18 protein-coding genes are annotated in these 15,362 nt (G+C 45.8%); all 18 read right to left on the bottom strand.

Annotated features, from left to right (window positions below):
• Positions 1–6: 6 nt before the first annotated feature.
• Positions 7–480 carry a flagellar basal body-associated FliL family protein gene (locus C0638_RS23235; RefSeq protein WP_013370684.1) on the bottom strand — a complete coding sequence of 158 codons (474 nt, stop codon included), beginning with the start codon at positions 478–480 and terminating at the stop codon, positions 7–9.
• Positions 477–701 (bottom strand): flagellar FlbD family protein, encoded by a 225-nt coding sequence (locus tag C0638_RS23240; RefSeq protein ID WP_013309896.1) that lies wholly within the window; start codon positions 699–701, stop codon positions 477–479. Before C0638_RS23240 ends, C0638_RS23235 begins: the two co-directional genes overlap by 4 nt.
• Positions 702–761: 60 nt before the next feature.
• The gene (flgG, locus tag C0638_RS23245; RefSeq protein WP_040101570.1) at positions 762–1,571 is read right to left on the bottom strand and encodes a flagellar basal body rod protein FlgG; all 810 of its coding nucleotides are present in this window, start codon (positions 1,569–1,571) and stop codon (positions 762–764) included.
• Between the two features lie 103 nt (positions 1,572–1,674).
• Positions 1,675–2,055, bottom strand: coding sequence for a TIGR02530 family flagellar biosynthesis protein (locus C0638_RS23250; protein ID WP_025677627.1), 381 nt, complete (start codon positions 2,053–2,055; stop codon positions 1,675–1,677).
• Positions 2,052–2,585 (bottom strand): flagellar hook capping FlgD N-terminal domain-containing protein, encoded by a 534-nt coding sequence (locus C0638_RS23255; protein WP_058710533.1) that lies wholly within the window; start codon positions 2,583–2,585, stop codon positions 2,052–2,054. The genes C0638_RS23250 and C0638_RS23255 overlap by 4 nt, the downstream gene beginning before the upstream one ends.
• A gap of 19 nt (positions 2,586–2,604) precedes the next feature.
• Positions 2,605–4,056 (bottom strand): flagellar hook-length control protein FliK, encoded by a 1,452-nt coding sequence (locus C0638_RS23260; RefSeq protein ID WP_058710534.1) that lies wholly within the window; start codon positions 4,054–4,056, stop codon positions 2,605–2,607.
• Positions 4,057–4,083: 27 nt separating this feature from the next.
• A complete protein-coding gene (locus tag C0638_RS23265) occupies positions 4,084–5,085 on the bottom strand; it encodes a magnesium transporter MgtE N-terminal domain-containing protein (RefSeq protein WP_040101573.1) in 1,002 nt (333 codons plus the stop codon).
• 47 nt (positions 5,086–5,132) lie between these two features.
• A complete protein-coding gene (fliJ, locus tag C0638_RS23270; protein WP_013370677.1) occupies positions 5,133–5,576 on the bottom strand; it encodes a flagellar export protein FliJ in 444 nt (147 codons plus the stop codon).
• Positions 5,577–5,586: 10 nt separating this feature from the next.
• A complete protein-coding gene (gene fliI, locus C0638_RS23275) occupies positions 5,587–6,906 on the bottom strand; it encodes a flagellar protein export ATPase FliI (protein ID WP_016820950.1) in 1,320 nt (439 codons plus the stop codon).
• Positions 6,893–7,729 (bottom strand): FliH/SctL family protein, encoded by an 837-nt coding sequence (locus tag C0638_RS23280; RefSeq protein ID WP_058710535.1) that lies wholly within the window; start codon positions 7,727–7,729, stop codon positions 6,893–6,895. Before C0638_RS23280 ends, fliI begins: the two co-directional genes overlap by 14 nt.
• Positions 7,722–8,675 carry a flagellar motor switch protein FliG gene (gene fliG / locus C0638_RS23285; RefSeq protein ID WP_080683058.1) on the bottom strand — a complete coding sequence of 318 codons (954 nt, stop codon included), beginning with the start codon at positions 8,673–8,675 and terminating at the stop codon, positions 7,722–7,724. The genes C0638_RS23280 and fliG overlap by 8 nt, the downstream gene beginning before the upstream one ends.
• Positions 8,676–8,749: 74 nt before the next feature.
• Positions 8,750–10,333 carry a flagellar basal-body MS-ring/collar protein FliF gene (gene fliF, locus C0638_RS23290; RefSeq protein WP_013370673.1) on the bottom strand — a complete coding sequence of 528 codons (1,584 nt, stop codon included), beginning with the start codon at positions 10,331–10,333 and terminating at the stop codon, positions 8,750–8,752.
• 37 nt (positions 10,334–10,370) lie between these two features.
• On the bottom strand, positions 10,371–10,685 hold the full coding sequence (fliE, locus tag C0638_RS23295; protein WP_007430020.1) for a flagellar hook-basal body complex protein FliE: 315 nt from the start codon (positions 10,683–10,685) through the stop codon (positions 10,371–10,373).
• A 39-nt stretch (positions 10,686–10,724) separates the two neighbouring features.
• Positions 10,725–11,177: a flagellar basal body rod protein FlgC gene (gene flgC / locus C0638_RS23300; RefSeq protein ID WP_013370672.1), complete on the bottom strand. Its 453-nt coding sequence runs from the start codon at positions 11,175–11,177 to the stop codon at positions 10,725–10,727.
• Positions 11,178–11,183: 6 nt separating this feature from the next.
• Positions 11,184–11,591, bottom strand: coding sequence for a flagellar basal body rod protein FlgB (flgB, locus tag C0638_RS23305; RefSeq protein WP_013370671.1), 408 nt, complete (start codon positions 11,589–11,591; stop codon positions 11,184–11,186).
• A gap of 407 nt (positions 11,592–11,998) precedes the next feature.
• Positions 11,999–13,399 (bottom strand): ATP-dependent protease ATPase subunit HslU, encoded by a 1,401-nt coding sequence (gene hslU / locus C0638_RS23310; protein ID WP_017427922.1) that lies wholly within the window; start codon positions 13,397–13,399, stop codon positions 11,999–12,001.
• A 36-nt stretch (positions 13,400–13,435) separates the two neighbouring features.
• A complete protein-coding gene (gene hslV / locus C0638_RS23315; protein WP_013370669.1) occupies positions 13,436–13,978 on the bottom strand; it encodes an ATP-dependent protease subunit HslV in 543 nt (180 codons plus the stop codon).
• 26 nt (positions 13,979–14,004) lie between these two features.
• On the bottom strand, positions 14,005–15,345 hold the full coding sequence (gene trmFO / locus C0638_RS23320; protein WP_058710536.1) for an FADH(2)-oxidizing methylenetetrahydrofolate--tRNA-(uracil(54)-C(5))-methyltransferase TrmFO: 1,341 nt from the start codon (positions 15,343–15,345) through the stop codon (positions 14,005–14,007).
• Positions 15,346–15,362: the final 17 nt, after the last annotated feature.

The raw sequence follows: 15,362 nt of genomic DNA on the forward strand, positions 1-15,362 counted from the left end.
CTGGAATCAAATGGCTGCCAGCAAAAAGTCTGTAATTTTGGCGTTCCCCAGGTGACCTTCAGGGAGCGACTTATTGATGAGATCCGTCAGCTTGTCACTGAACTGATCCCGGCCTTTAGCCGTTCTGAGCTCATCAGGTTTGGTGTCTGCAAGTAATTGAATAACGATAGGCTTAATACTAATGTCCTTGATTTTTTCAAAAGCTTCTTTGGCTTTGGCATCGTTCAATTGAAAAGCAAGATTCATCTGCACAATGTAATCTGCGTCTGCCAAATTTGTTTTGATACCGGTAATTTCAGAGCTTACTTCCACCAATTCATCTGCTGACAATCTTGGAAGTTGTTCTGCTTGAGCGGCTTGCGCATTCGGTATGACTTCCGACTTCTTCCCGCTAAGCGCTGGTATAAGTACAAAGGCCGCGCCTGCAATCAAAGTAATCGCGAGTAAAATTGTAATGAGCCATGGCAGCATCTTCTTCATTCGTCTTCCTCCATTTGTTGCACTTTTATCGTGGCGGCATGCATGCCGATTTCACGGCTGTAACCCTTGATCAAGGAGACGACATCTGCCGCTTTTTCCAATACAATCAACCGTTTCCCCGTCACCAAAGTGACGTATGTATCCGGTGTTTCCTCCACAGTCTCAATGAGCAGCGCATTAAGCCACATAGGCGAGCCGTTCAGCCGCGTTAACGGGATCATCGTAACACCAACCTCCTGATAGGTGCGGAGGAGCCTCTACTCCTCCGCGTTTAAATGAGATTATCGTTTCAAGTTTACAACTTCCTGAAGCACTTCATCCGAAGTCGTAATGATACGTGAGTTCGCTTGGAATCCACGCTGAGCTACGATCATTTCGGTAAATTCGCCTGTCAAGTCAACGTTGGACATTTCCAGCTGACCCGCGATGATAGCTCCACGCCCCTCTGAGTTGGCTGCTCCAGGCTCAAGTTCATCAATGTTGGAGTTGACCGTTGTACGATACAGGCTGCCTCCAATTTTCTCCAAGCCTTCCGGGTTAGTAACTCTGGCTATACCAATTTGCGTGCCATTATCTACTGTACCATCATCTAATTGCTGTACAATCGTGCCGTCCTGCGAGATGGAGAACGATGTAACGTTGTCAGCAAGTGTGATTGGGTCGCCACCTGCATCCCCTACAAAAAATCCATCGGAAGTCACCAGATTTCGGTTTGCGTCTACGTGAAAATCACCCGCACGAGTCAGATAAGGGACTTCCTGTGCATCATTCATTTTGATCAGGAAAAAACCGTCACCGTTAATCCGCAAATCCGTTGGATTATTGGTAGTCATTGCACTACCTGGGAGATGCATCGTATCAATCGAGCTGACGGACACCCCTAGACCTACCTGCTTGGCATTTTGACCTGCAGTTGTCGTAGCATCAGGTGCACTTGCGCCCGAGCTGGTTTGGCTCAAAATATCCTTGAACATCACTCGGCTGGACTTGAAGCCTGTAGTATTTACGTTTGCAATGTTGTTACCGATAACGTCCAGCTTTGTTTGAAAGCCCTTCATGCCCGATACACCTGAATACATTGATCTCAACATTGAGTATAAATCCTCCTCTGATTGGTTGCTTAGTTGACCGCATCAGTCGATCCGCGGCTTTTTCATGGCTTTCCTATTCGGGCCAGCCACTTCGTATATTTTTTTATGAAATAATTACAGCACTATCTATCTGCGTAAATACGTTATCCTCCATGGACTTCTTATCCATCGCGGTAACAACTGTTCGATTAGGCACACTAACAATCAAAGCCATATCCTGCATTAAAATCAAAGATTCTTTAGCCCCTTTGGCAGCAGCCTTATCCACAGCAGAGTTAATTTTCGCCATTTGGTCACTTCTCAACTCTATTCCTCGCTGCTCCAGTCGCTTGGCTGCATGGTTGCTGAGCTTGAGCACCTGTTCCTGCAACACCTGACCAAATGGTTTGGTGTCCTTTGTTACCGAATTTAATCGGTTTTGAGAAATCGCTGCCGGGGGAACGTTGGTAGGAAAAAGGCGTCCGACCGTTATCCTGTCATTCATGAGTTCTCACCGCTTCCAGTAGAGGAAGAAGATGAAGTATCTGACGTCTCTGTAACAGGAGCCGTTGTATTAGCCCGGCTTACTGATGTTACATCTTTTAATGCCACCTCAGCCGCTCCCATTTTGGCATACTGCACACCGTCGCGAATAACGATGGAATCTACGATTCCACTTTTCACCGTACCTGCGCCTGTCTCACCTGTAATGGAATCTTTTTTCCCCGGCTCAATCCAACTGACTTCTTTTCCTATTAAACCAGAAGCTGTACCCAAAGACTGTCCCAATGCATTCAACTGCGTAGAAATGTTCATCAGTTGTTCCACCGAGGAAAACTGTGCCATTTGGGCGATAAATTCTTTATCCTCCAAAGGCTGCATTGGATCCTGATTTTGTAGTTGAGTGATCAAGATTTTTAAAAATTGATCTTTACCCATCGTTTTAGTATCCTTGGCACTTGCTGTTTTGACATTATTCACATTGTAATTCGGCCAGACGTTACTGGTGGATACATTGTTGTCTGTAGTCGTCATTGTGTTCTCACCTCCATCATTACGCTTGTGCTGTAAAGGAGCCTGTCCGATTCATGTCATCTGCGCGTTGTTCTGCTGTCCAGTTACGAAGCTCTTCTGTCATTTCAGCTACCTTCACAGCATCCTCGCTCTCTTCTCTACCTCGAGCTTTAGAACGTTGGTTGGATTGCTGCTGATTAGCCCCAGATCCACGTCCATCCTGATACATATGGGAGGATAGCGACTCATTGTGCGTAACTTCTACTTTATCCACTTGAATACCTTGGCTCTGAAGACTCGTGCGCAACTGCGACATTTGCTGTTCCAGCAAATCCTTCGCTCCGCTATGCTCAGTCATGAACTGGGCAACCAGATGACCATTTTGCATCGTTAGCTTAACCTCCAGCTGGCCCAGATGATCTGGACGAAGCATGATGGTCGCTTCTGTCAAACCAGTGTGCTTTACAATATCAAGTTTCTGTACTACAAACTCAGTCATCTCCTTGGCAAATTGCCGTACATGTACGATTGGTTGAGCTGGAGCCGAAGGTGTTGTTCCCTGCGCTTGTACTGAAAGCTGCCCCGCAGTCGTGATCACTGGAGTCTGATTATCAGTTGATGCCGGATCCGCTTGCTCAGCTGCATCTACGAATGTACCTGCTTCATCCGTTACAGTAGGTTTAACTGCGGACTGAACGAGAAGATTCGTTGATGAACGCTGTCCTTCTGAGCCTTGCTGGCTAGTTTCACCCTGACTTGCTTGCTGCTGAGGAGTAACCTGTTTGTTTGTAGATGCTGCAGTTAACGTCTGAGCGCCATTTGCTCGTTGTGCAGAAGGCTGGGCCGCTTGTGAATCTCCACTATCAGCAAGTTCCACAGCTTTCAATACTCCATGCCACTGCTCATCGGAAATAGCTCCCGTCCCAGCCGTTGCGCTTTGCAGCGATTGTAGTAACTGTGTCACCTTAGTCTTTTGGTCTCCCGAAGCCTGTTCTGCTACATTGGCAAGTTGTGACAAAGCGTCCTGCAATGCAAACCGAAGAGTTGCCGGATTAGCTGCCAAAGCTGTCAAGCCTGTAGCCTCTGCCGTTTCCCCACCATCTGCCTGTTGATTTGTTCCATTGCCTTGCAAAAACTGTTGTACTTGCTGAATCCACGATTGCAGAGTTGCAAGCAGCGCAGGATCGGCAACTACCTGATCATCCAATTTCTCGAGATTTTGCAGCAAAGGAGCTAATGTTTCAACCAGCGGCTCGGTTGGAGTTTCCGCAGATTCTCCGTTTGCAATAAGTGGTAGTACCATAACTAATGGAGAACCATTTGCATCTGTTCCTGCTGAGCCCGTTTGCCCGCCTGTCATCATTTGCGTCAGTGTTTGATTAAAGGCACCCGTGGTTGCTCCAGCAGCCGTGGCTGTACTTGTTGTTGATGCTGTCGTACTGTTAGCTGTTTGACTAGAGCTAAGAGATACACTTTGAGAAATAAGGGTCATATATTTTTCACCTCCCTTCAATTCAAACTACTTGCTACCCATCAATTTATTCAAAATTTTCGCGGTCTGACCTGCATCCTTGGCAGACATATATTGCAGTAAAGAAGCACGTGTCGAATCATCTACTGTATTTAATATGTTTAATGCCTTATCCGGACTGATTTTGTAAGTTTGTAAAATAAGTTCGGCACCACTTTTCTTGTCCATGGAAGCAAATGTGCTACTGATTTGAGTGCTTTGCAGACTTTTACTCGTCGTTCCGGCTGTAGCACCTTGATCTTTTTTCAGACGAGACTGCAACGCAGCTACCGATAAATCCGTAGATGGCGTTACGTTTTTCAGAGCCATCGTAATATCTGCTGCTTTTTTAGCATCCATCTTTTGCAAAATCTTCGCACTGTTGGCAGGGTCCATATAGCTTAAGAGCTGTACGGTCTCTTCCGTGGTCAGATTCTCCATGATCGGTGCAGCTTTACTTGCCGTCATTCCTTCATACATGCTGGCAAGTTCTCTGGTCTGTTTTACATAAGGATCTTCATTTGTTGTTCCGTCTGTAGTTTGCGTACCTGCTTGTCCCTGCTGCCCGACCTGTCCCTGTTGACCCGTCTGCGACTGTTGTTCCTGTTGCGTTTGCAGTGTATTGACCTGATTTTGAAGTTCAGTAACCTTTTTATCTTGTGTCGTCTTAGCAGCGGTAGCCTTTTTAAGTTCTTCCGTCTGCTTAGCTAAATCCGCTTTTAACTGTTGAATGGTTGCTTCAGAACTTTCAGACTGTGCCTTCTGATCTGCCTCTTTTGTCTGGGTTGCCTTATCCTTCGGTTCGGGAATCCAATTTTTAACAATTGGTATTTTGTTCCCTAATGAGATCATTTCGCTTCTGAAGTCCATATTGAACAGTGTAAGCAAGACCCCGACCAGAACGATTGTGAAAACAATCGGAATCAGGAAAAACATAAACCGCTCAAATCCCCCGCCTGATTCTTTTCCTAAATCCATATCCAGTTCATTTTCTGCTAACTTCTGTGCCATCGTCTTCCTCCTCAGGCAGCTGATATGCGTATCCTATGACGTTCCGCTTACCGGGCTTTCATGGCAAATCGCACGGAAGCCATTTCATCCAGCTCATTCTGCTCGCGCAGGAGCATTTCCTGTTGGAATTTCACGTTGGCCTTCTCTCTTGCTTTCAGCCAAACTTGTTCATCCAGCATTTTATCGGTCAAAACGGTTTGTTTGCTTTGCACATTTTGCTGCGCATATTGAACATCCCTATGCTTGCGTGTAATACATTGGTCCAGATGATTGACATAAGCTTGTAATTCCTGAATGCTAGAGAGTGGCGCGCAATCTTCGGCAGCCTTTTGAATGGCTGATATGACCCGATTCCTTTCGCCTATAAGCTGTGTTAATGTCTGCTCCTCAACCTGCAATTGTCCAACAGCACTGGAAAGCAGCCATTCGGCCTGTGACTTTTCGTTCGTTTTCAAGTCTACAACTTTTTGAAAGGAATACTGAAATCTCATCGTTCAACCTTCATCTCCTCGTAAATTCAGAAATCAAACGTTCTCGTACTTCGTCCAGCTCAGCCTTTTCATCGGTTCTTTGTCTTGTAAAATCCCATATATCCCGTATGCGCTCCATAGATTCGTCAATTTCTGCATTCGAACCCTGTTGATAAGCCCCAATGTTAATCAGGTCCTCTGAATCTTTGTAAATGGCCATCAAGCGCTTAATGTTTTCGGCAGCGTCTATCTGATCTCGTGGTGCAATGTCCTTCATGACCCGGCTAATACTTGCTAACACATCAATTGCGGGAAAATGTCCTTTGTTCGCAATCCCACGGTTCAAGACAATGTGTCCATCCAATATCCCGCGCACCGCATCCGCGATGGGCTCGTTCATGTCGTCACCATCAACCAGCACTGTATAAAAAGCAGTTATGGAGCCAGTAGGACCTGTCCCTGCGCGTTCCAGAAGCTTAGGCAGACTAGCAAACACAGATGGAGTGTACCCTCTCATTGCTGGTGGCTCACCCACCGCTAGACCGACTTCACGCTGGGCCATCGCATATCGGGTAACTGAATCCATCATTAACATGACATTCAACCCGCGATCCCGAAAATATTCCGCTATCGTCGTTGCAATAAGTGCACCCTTAATGCGGATCAACGCAGGTTGGTCGGAAGTTGCCACAATGACTACAGAGCGTTCTAGTCCCTCAGGACCCAAATCCCGTTCAATAAAGTCCAGCACCTCGCGTCCACGTTCTCCGATCAAGGCAATTACGTTCACATCTGCTTCCGTATTACGGGCAATCATACCCATCAAAGTACTCTTACCTACACCCGAACCCGCAAAAATACCAACCCGTTGTCCTTTGCCAATCGTAAGCAACCCGTCAATTGCACGTACTCCGATACTTATGGGTTCCTGCACACGCGGACGATTCAGCGGATTGGACGGTATATTGAAGGTTGAATATCTCGCCATTCGCGAGGGAATCAGTGATCCGTCCAAAGGCTGACCCAAACCATCCAGCACTTTGCCTAACAGCTCCGAACCAACCTGCACATTCAGTGGCTTCCCTGTTCCTACGACATCACAACCAGGACCAATGGATTGTAGTTCTCCAAGTGGCATCAGAAGCACTTTATTGTCTCTGAAGCCAACAACCTCTGCCTGCAATGGCTTTGCCGCTTTGCCTGGATAAATATAACAAACATCCCCGATACTCGCGTCCGGACCTTCCGATTCAACCATCAAGCCGATAACCTGTGTAACCTTGCCATTCACCCGAACGGGGTCCAGCTGTCGCAAATGATCCATGTAGCGCTGCGCATTAAGCCCCTTCATGTCTTCGCTCCTCATTTTCATGTGCCAGACGCAGTAGTTCCTTTTTAATCTCAGCTAATTGCGTATCGATCCGGGCGTCCACGCTTCCAAAGGAAGAACGGATGACGCAACCGCGATCCTTTACGGTACCATCAGGAATAATTTGCAGTTCTGCCTGCGAATCGACAGTTAATGACAATTCTTCCCGCGCACCTTGCACAAATGCGAAATGCTGAGGCGACACACACAATGTAATGATTCCTTTTTCTCGCTTACGAGCCAAATTTTTGCGAATTAACTCAATTGTATATTCCGGTTCAAGACTAAGCTGTTTTTCAATGACCTTCTCGGCAATCGCACTACTCAGTTCAACCAGAAAAGGCTCTGCTTCCTGAATCAGTTGTTCCTTAATCTCATAGGCCTGACGCAGAATATCTTGTGCTTCTTCCATCATCTGCTCCGATTTCGTCTGAAGCTCAGCCTCAGCCAACTTCTGGCCTTCTTCATATCCTTGTTGAAATCCATCTGCTTTTATCGACTGAATCAACTGATCGTCATGCTCGCGTCGTTCCTGCCACCAATCTTCAATCTGCTGCTGTGCTTCCTGAAGTATTCGTTCCGCTTCTTCAGCCGCCTCGCGTACCTGACGTTCGGCAAAGTCCTTAGCATCATTCAACATTTCATCTCGGAGCCGTTCTGCCTCATAATCTCGCTGAGGCTCTGGCTCCGTATATTCAGTTGTGATTTCTTCATCCGTCGTTTCTGGCACGTACGTATGTGCCACATCAATCGTTTTCAAAGCCTCTACAGGCACATATTGGAAAGATTTAATCAAGTTAGACAATGATGTCATCTCCTCCGCCGCGTGCGATTATAATCTCACCGGCCTCTTCCAATCTGCGGATCGTTGAAACGATACGTGTTTGTGCTTCTTCCACATCACGCAGCCGCACCGGTCCCATGTACTCCATTTCCTCTTTGAAGGTTTCTGCCATACGTTTCGACATATTTCGGAAAATCACATCGCGTACTTCTTCACTGGACACTTTAAGTGCCAATTGCAAGTCTGCATTGTCGATATCGCGGATAATGCGTTGAATGGACCGGTTGTCCACATTGACAATATCCTCGAATACGAACATTCTTTTCTTGATTTCCTCAGCCAGTTCAGGGTCTTGAATTTCAAGCGAGTCGAGAATTGTACGCTCGGTTCCGCGGTCTACGCCATTCAAAATCTGAACGATAGACTCGATACCACCTGCATTCGTGTAATCCTGCGTTGCAGTTGCCGAGAGCTTTTGCTCCAATACTCTCTCCACTTGAGAGATGACCTCCGGAGATGTACTGTCCATGACAGCAACACGCCGGGCCACATCTGCCTGCTTTTCCTGTGGTAAGGACGATAGAATTGCCGCCGCTTGCTCGAACTGCAAGTATGAAAGCACGAGAGCAATAGTTTGCGGATTCTCATTTTGTATAAAATTCAATATTTGGTTCGGATCAGCCTTACGAGCAAAATCGAAAGGTCTCACCTGTAATGTCGCTGTCAAACGGTTAATGACCTCAACTGCTTTTTGCGATCCAAGCGCTTTTTCCAATATTTCTTTAGCGTAATTAATACCGCCTTGGGAAATGTACTCCTGAGCCAGACAAATTTGATGAAACTCGGCCATAATGGAGTCCTTTTCAATGGCATCGACCTTCCGTACATTGGCAATTTCCAATGTAAGTTGCTCGATCTCTTCATCGCGCAAATGCTTGAATATTTGAGCAGATACTTCTGGCCCCATTGTGATCAAAAGAATAGCTGCTTTCTGTCTTCCCGTTAAACCTTGACTGCTTGCCTTTGCCAATGAACTCACCTCTATTCGTCAGCCAGCCATGTACGAAGCAGATTGACGAATTCGTCGGGTTTCTTTTTCGCCAGACTTTCAAGCTGTTTACGCACTTGACTTTCATTTGTCACACTTTCCATGGTAATGGACGGGAATTCCGTCGGCGTTGGCATAAGTTGCAATTCTTCATCCAACTCTTCTTCCTGATTACGACGACTGCGTACGATGAAGAAGATTACACCCGCCAACAGTGCCAGAACTGCAGCTCCGATGCCCCACATCCACGGGTTGGAAGCTGAGAAGAATGTATTGGTACTCGTAGGCGCCGGAGCAGCTTGCGAGAACACTGAAACCTTTTTAGCCAAATCAGCGTCTGTAAAAGTAGTACCGGAATTCGCCAGCGATGCTCTTACAATATTAACCAAGATATTTTGAATTGCTGTCTGAGTTGCAGTATCCAACGTTTGCTGACCTGTTGGTGGTTCAACTGCTACATTAATGGTTAAATCTTTTACAGTGTATGGACTTTGGATAATATCCCTTGCAATTCGGTTAACTTCGTAGTTAATCGTACTTGAGCTCTTATCCGAGCTGGTATTGCCGGAATTGGCTCCTCCAGGGTAACCCGGGACATCCTGCGTTCCTGTCCCTGCAACTCCTCCGGTTTGTCCACTACTGCCCGTATAACTTTCCTGGATTTGTTGGGCACTAATTTCAATACCCTTCATTTTCGTTTGGTCAACAGGTGTGACCATTTGTTCCTTTGATGTTACTTTGTCGAAATTTAGCTGGGACATAACCAGCACGTTTACCTTGTCGTCTCCAACAATTTTCGACAAAAATTGTTGAACATTATTCCTTACATCGCTCTCAAACTTCTTCTGTAGAGCCATGTTTTCCTGAACACCACTTGTGAGTCCACCTTGGCCGCCCTTGGCCGTTGGAATCAACTCATATTCCTTATTCGTGATCGTAATATTTTCTACTGGCAAATTCGGTACAGCCGTTTTTACCAGGTTAAAATATCCGTCGATCGCTTGTTGATTGGGGGTAAAGCCAGGTTCGAATTCCATTTGAACCGAAGCAGATGCTTTGTCCTTTTCTTCAAGTCCGGCAAAGATATTTTCCTTTGGCATATTAATGACAGCTTTGGAGCTTTGGACACCATCCATCCGTTCCAACAGTTGCTGTACTTCGCCGTTCAATGCGTTATTGTACTTCACATTGAACTCGTTCTCCGTCATACCTATGGCCGAGGAGGACTGGTCAAAGGCGCTCATGCCGATTGACCCTTTCTGTATCAGGCCTTGAGACCCAACATCTACCTTCGCCTTATCTGCATTTGCGGTTGGAACTGAAATTTGTGTCCCACCAGCATTAAGCTGATACGGTATACCCGCAGAATCGAGATATTTAATGACCCCAGCTGCATCATTTGCATTTAGATCCTGGAAGGCCACTTCATACTCAGTTTTGGTAAACTGCATCGTTAGCACTACAATGGCGATAATGATGAATGCTAATGTCGAAACAAGTAATATCTTCTGTTTTTTGCTGAAATTATTCCAATATCCGGAAATCTTATCCCGGTATTGGGCGATTCTCTCGTTCACTCCGTCACCCCATCCGAAACTTTGCTAAACCCTCACTTTACATCTGTGTACGCATGATCTCCTGATAGGCTTCGATCGCTTTGTTTCGGACCTGTGTAGTAAGCTGCAGGGAAAGCAGCGCTTGTTGTGAAGTGATCATGACCTGATCTACATCAACTTTGCCTGCCATGAATTGGTCGGACATCTGGTGTGTAGCGGCTTCCTGCTGCCCTACTTCATTGAGAGCATCCTTTAGGAAGGAGCCAAAATCCTTCAAGGATTCGGAAGGCGTCGCTTTCGTCAACTCATTGTTAGGCGATTGAATCTGCTGTATTACCGGTGTCTGTACGTTAAACATGGCGTTCTGAATCATGTTTTACTCTCCCTATTAAGTAGTTAGTAGTCCTGGAACTTAGCGACCGATTTCAAGCGCTTTGGAAACCATCGCCTTTGAAGCATTCAGAGCTGTTACATTGGCTTCGTATGAGCGTGTTGCGGAAATCATGTCGACCATTTCTTTCATTATGTCTACATTAGGCATATATACATAGCCATCTTTATCAGCGTCCGGATGACCCGGATTGTACACTGGTTTCAAAGGTGACTGATCTTCCTGAATTTGCGAAACTTTAACGCCAGCGGCGCTTGTACTACTTCCTTCCATTTGAGCCTTCAAAACATCGGCAAAGCCAGATTGGTTAGGCTCCAAAACAACCGTTTTTCTCCGATATGGAATTGCTTGTCCATTCTCCACCTTCGCCCGAGTTGTCTCTGCGTTGGCAATGTTGCTCGATATAACGTCCATCCGCAACCGTTGGGCCGTAAGAGCAGATGCACTAATATCAAAGCCGTTGTTAATCTTCACCTCGTCCTATCTCCCTTCTACCGCTGTTCTCATCATTTTGATGCGCTCATTAATTTCTTGGATGTAGGTATTATATCTTAGTTGATTTTCAGCCATAAGACTCATTTCTCTGTCTATATCTACGTTGTTCATGTTGTTATTCATGACTGAGTACCCATCTTTGATGACCGTGGCATCAGGAATGGAGTTCACAGGTCCTATTTGAAAATGTCTTGAATTGGTTACTTTTCCACGCAATGGCGTAACATCACCGTCCATTTGCTGCTGAAGCAGTTCTTCAAATGAAACCTCCGAACGCTTGAAATACGGGGTATCCGCATTGGAAATATTATCAGCCATCACACGTTGTCTCGTATTGGCCGCCTGTACACCTGCCTGAAGCTTTTGAAAGCTTACATCACCCAGCAGATTCATTTAGCTCCTCCCTCCAGCGTCTACTCCAAAGTAAGATTCAATAAAACAAGATTTTTCACTTTTTTTCGACAATAAAATTTCATAATTATACATTTCTTTTAGGTCTTAAGTAGAAAATCTTAACTTTCTGTCATATATTCTAAGTTTCGTAGAGTTGGGACCTAATTACAATAAGAAAAAAGCCCTATCTTTTTTAAAAAAGAGGGCTTTAGATGCATAAAATGTTAAATTTTTCAGGTTTTTTTCAAGAAAAAGAATGTTTTCTTAGCACTTTACACCTGTAAAAGATTATACGTCCTACTTTTGGAATAGACAGAAAAATCATCAACTTAACCTGTGTCTAGGACTAAACGACGGTGCAAGATAGTGTTATTCTGGACCACACACCCTATTTTTAGACACCCTGTTCATAAAATATACTGACTAAGGTCCCTGTTTTGGGCAATATCTCCCAGCTTCTCACGCACATATTCCGGGGTGATGATCATACGATCCAATGTAAGCTCTGGGGCTTCAAATGACAGATCCTCCAGCAGCTTCTCTAAGATGGTATGCAAACGCCGTGCGCCGATATTTTCGGTGTTGCGATTAACGGACTCGGCAATACTAGCGATCTCACGGATCGCTTCCGCAGAAAATTCGACTTCTATTTCCTCGGTGCGGAGCAACTCGGTGTATTGCTTGGTCAGCGCATTTTTAGGCTCCGTCAATATCGACACAAACTCATCCAAGGTCAGACTACTTAGCTCCACACGGATTGGAAAACGACCTTGAAGCTCTGGGATCAGGTCTGACGGTTTAGCCACATGAAAAGCCCCAGCGGCAATAAACAGAATGTAGTCTGTTCTTACCGGGCCGTATTTGGTCATAATGGTAGAGCCCTCGACAATAGGTAAAATATCGCGTTGGACTCCTTCTCTCGACACATCAGGGCCACTTCCCTTGCCTTGGCTGGCAATCTTATCTATTTCATCAATAAAAATAATACCGGATTGCTCAGCACGCTTCACAGACTCCTGAATCACATCATCCATATCGATCAACTTGGCTGCTTCATCTTGAATCAGTACCTTGCGGGCTTCCTTGATTGGTAGCTTGCGCTTCTTCGTCCGCTTAGGAAGGAAACTTCCGAACATCTCCTGCATATTCATACCCATTTGTTCATTCCCTTGCCCAGCAAACATATCGAGCATATTGGGTGCGGTATCCTCCACATCAATCTCTATGACATCATCCTCAAGTTTACCGGACAACAGATCAAATTTAACCTTGCGTCGCTTCTCTGCTAAGGTTCCGTCCTGTTGTGGTGGTTCTTCTTCTACCGAAGTCCCTGTGTTATTGCCAAAAAGCATTTCAAAAGGATTACGTTGCGATTTATTTGACTTTTCTGCAGGTACAAGGATATTGACAATCCGTTCATTTGCCATGTCCTCCGCTTTGTCTTTCACATTCTCTGTTCGTTCCGACTTGACGATACGGATAGAGGTTTCCATTAGATCCCGCACCATGGATTCTACATCACGACCGACGTAACCCACTTCTGTAAATTTGGTGGCCTCTACCTTGACAAAAGGAGCTCCCACGAGCCGTGCAAGTCTACGTGCAATTTCAGTTTTACCCACACCTGTCGGTCCGATCATCAAAATATTTTTAGGCACAATTTCATCCCGAATATCATCCGGCAGTTTACTACGCCGATAACGATTACGCAAGGCAACAGCAACTGATTTTTTAGCTTCCTTTTGTCCGACAATATACTTATCCAGCTCGGATACCACTTGTCTGGGCGTCAACGATTGATTATTCATTTTGCACTCCTCCACCCTTGAATACTCAGAGCCGACTTACAATTCTTCCACGATAATCTGACTGTTCGTATACACACATATTTCCGAAGCAACCTCTAACGCTTCCCGTGCCATGTCCTTTGCTTCCATACCAGAGCCATGACGTTTGAAAGCACGGGCAGCTGCCAATGCAAAATTACCACCTGAGCCAATGGCCAACACATCATCGTCAGGTTCAATAATTTCTCCGCCTCCAGAAATGAGCAGCATCCCGGATGAGTCCATCACAATCATCAGCGCTTCCAGCTTGCGTAGTACACGATCCTGCCGCCAGTCTTTGGCCAGTTCTACAGCAGCCCTTTGAAGATTGCCGTGATGTTCCTCCAGCTTATTTTCAAACTTTTCAAACAATGTGATAGCATCGGCCACCGAACCCGCAAATCCCGCAACGACCTGCCCACGATACAATCTGCGCACTTTTTTAGCCGTTTGCTTCATCACAACACTGTTGCCGAACGTTACCTGCCCATCACCCGCAATAGCTCCTTTGCCATTATGGCGTACAGCACAGATGGTGGTAGCATGAAAGGACATATCCATAACGCGCTCCTCCTTTTCCTTCATCCTTATGCCTGTACTTCTGTTGACATAACTCCCGTTTGGTTGATATAACCGCGCAAACTTTCCAACGCGCGATTAGCGAGAGCTTCATTTTTTTCCTTTTTGTTACGAATGCGTGTCTCCAGCTTTGGAAGCAAACCAAAGTTTGCATTCATCGGTTGGAAATGTTTGAAATCAGCAGTTGTAATATATCGTGCCATGCTGCCTAGTGTCGTTTCCGCAGGAAATACGAACATTTCCTGCCCACGTGCTGCTCGTGCCGCATTTATACCAGCCAGCAGACCTGAGGCCGCCGACTCTACATAACCCTCTACACCAGTCATTTGTCCGGCAAAGAACAGATTACTTCTTCCCTTGAACTGATAAGTTGGGTGAAGCTGCTGTGGAGAATTAATGAAGGTATTGCGATGCATCACGCCATAACGTACAAACTCTGCCTCTTCAAGTCCCGGAATCATTGAAAATACACGCTTTTGCTCCCCCCATTTGAGGTGAGTCTGGAAACCAACCAAATTATATAGCGTACCTGCAGCGTTGTCTTGTCGAAGCTGAACAACTGCATAGGGTAGTTCTCCTGTATGTGGATTTACGAGGCCTACAGGTTTCATCGGTCCAAACAATGCCGTTTGTTTCCCACGTTGCATCATTACTTCGATAGGCATACATCCTTCGAAGTAGATTTCTTTTTCGAACTCCTTGACTTGTGCCACCTCAGCAGTAATCAAAGCCTCATAGAAAGCATCAAATTCCGCTTCGTTCATCGGACAATTTAAGTAAGCTGCTTCTCCTTTATCATAACGGGAAGCCAGATAGACCTTGCTCATATCGATGGAGTCCTTCTCTACAATCGGAGCTGCCGCATCGTAGAAATAAAAATACTCCTCTCCCATCAGTGTTTTGATCTGTTCTGACAAAGCTGGAGAAGTTAATGGTCCCGTTGCAACGACCACGATACCGTCCTGCGGGAGTTCCTGGAGTTCTTCATTAACGACCTCGATCAAAGGATGTTGATGAAGCGTATCTGTAATATGACCGGAAAATCCATCACGATCCACTGCCAATGCCCCACCAGCCGGAACAGCATGGCGATCTGCCGCACTCAGAACCAAAGAGTTTAGTATTCTCATCTCTTCCTTCAGTACGCCTACTGCATTCGTCAGACCGTTCGCGCGCAAGGAATTACTACATACTAATTCGGCAAATTTATCCGTATGATGCGCGGGTGTTTTTACAACCGGTCTCATTTCATATAACTTAACTGGCACTTCACGGCTTGCAATTTGCCAGGCAGCTTCGCTGCCCGCCAAACCTGCTCCGATGACCGTTACCTTTTGTAGTTCACTCACTTTTAAATCCCCCTGCT

The sequence above is a fragment of the Paenibacillus sp. lzh-N1 genome, assembly GCF_002872435.1.
Lineage (GTDB): Bacteria > Bacillota > Bacilli > Paenibacillales > Paenibacillaceae > Paenibacillus > Paenibacillus polymyxa_C.

Bases quoted from the DNA above. Each gene is read 5' to 3' on its own strand.
- fliG (WP_080683058.1), bottom strand. From the start codon at position 8,675: ATGGGGCCAGAAGTATCTGCTCAAATATTCAAGCATTTGCGCGATGAA.
- fliJ (WP_013370677.1), bottom strand. From the start codon at position 5,576: ATGAGATTTCAGTATTCCTTTCAAAAAGTTGTAGACTTGAAAACGAAC.
- flgG (WP_040101570.1), bottom strand. From the start codon at position 1,571: ATGTTGAGATCAATGTATTCAGGTGTATCGGGCATGAAGGGCTTTCAA.
- hslU (WP_017427922.1), bottom strand. From the start codon at position 13,399: ATGAATAATCAATCGTTGACGCCCAGACAAGTGGTATCCGAGCTGGAT.
- C0638_RS23255 (WP_058710533.1), bottom strand. From the start codon at position 2,585: ATGACGACTACAGACAACAATGTATCCACCAGTAACGTCTGGCCGAAT.
- C0638_RS23265 (WP_040101573.1), bottom strand. From the start codon at position 5,085: ATGGCACAGAAGTTAGCAGAAAATGAACTGGATATGGATTTAGGAAAA.
- C0638_RS23250 (WP_025677627.1), bottom strand. From the start codon at position 2,055: ATGAATGACAGGATAACGGTCGGACGCCTTTTTCCTACCAACGTTCCC.
- C0638_RS23235 (WP_013370684.1), bottom strand. From the start codon at position 480: ATGAAGAAGATGCTGCCATGGCTCATTACAATTTTACTCGCGATTACT.
- fliE (WP_007430020.1), bottom strand. From the start codon at position 10,685: ATGATTCAGAACGCCATGTTTAACGTACAGACACCGGTAATACAGCAG.
- fliI (WP_016820950.1), bottom strand. From the start codon at position 6,906: ATGAAGGGGCTTAATGCGCAGCGCTACATGGATCATTTGCGACAGCTG.
- flgB (WP_013370671.1), bottom strand. From the start codon at position 11,591: ATGAATCTGCTGGGTGATGTAAGCTTTCAAAAGCTTCAGGCAGGTGTA.
- hslV (WP_013370669.1), bottom strand. From the start codon at position 13,978: ATGGATATGTCCTTTCATGCTACCACCATCTGTGCTGTACGCCATAAT.
- C0638_RS23260 (WP_058710534.1), bottom strand. From the start codon at position 4,056: ATGACCCTTATTTCTCAAAGTGTATCTCTTAGCTCTAGTCAAACAGCT.
- C0638_RS23240 (WP_013309896.1), bottom strand. From the start codon at position 701: ATGATCCCGTTAACGCGGCTGAACGGCTCGCCTATGTGGCTTAATGCG.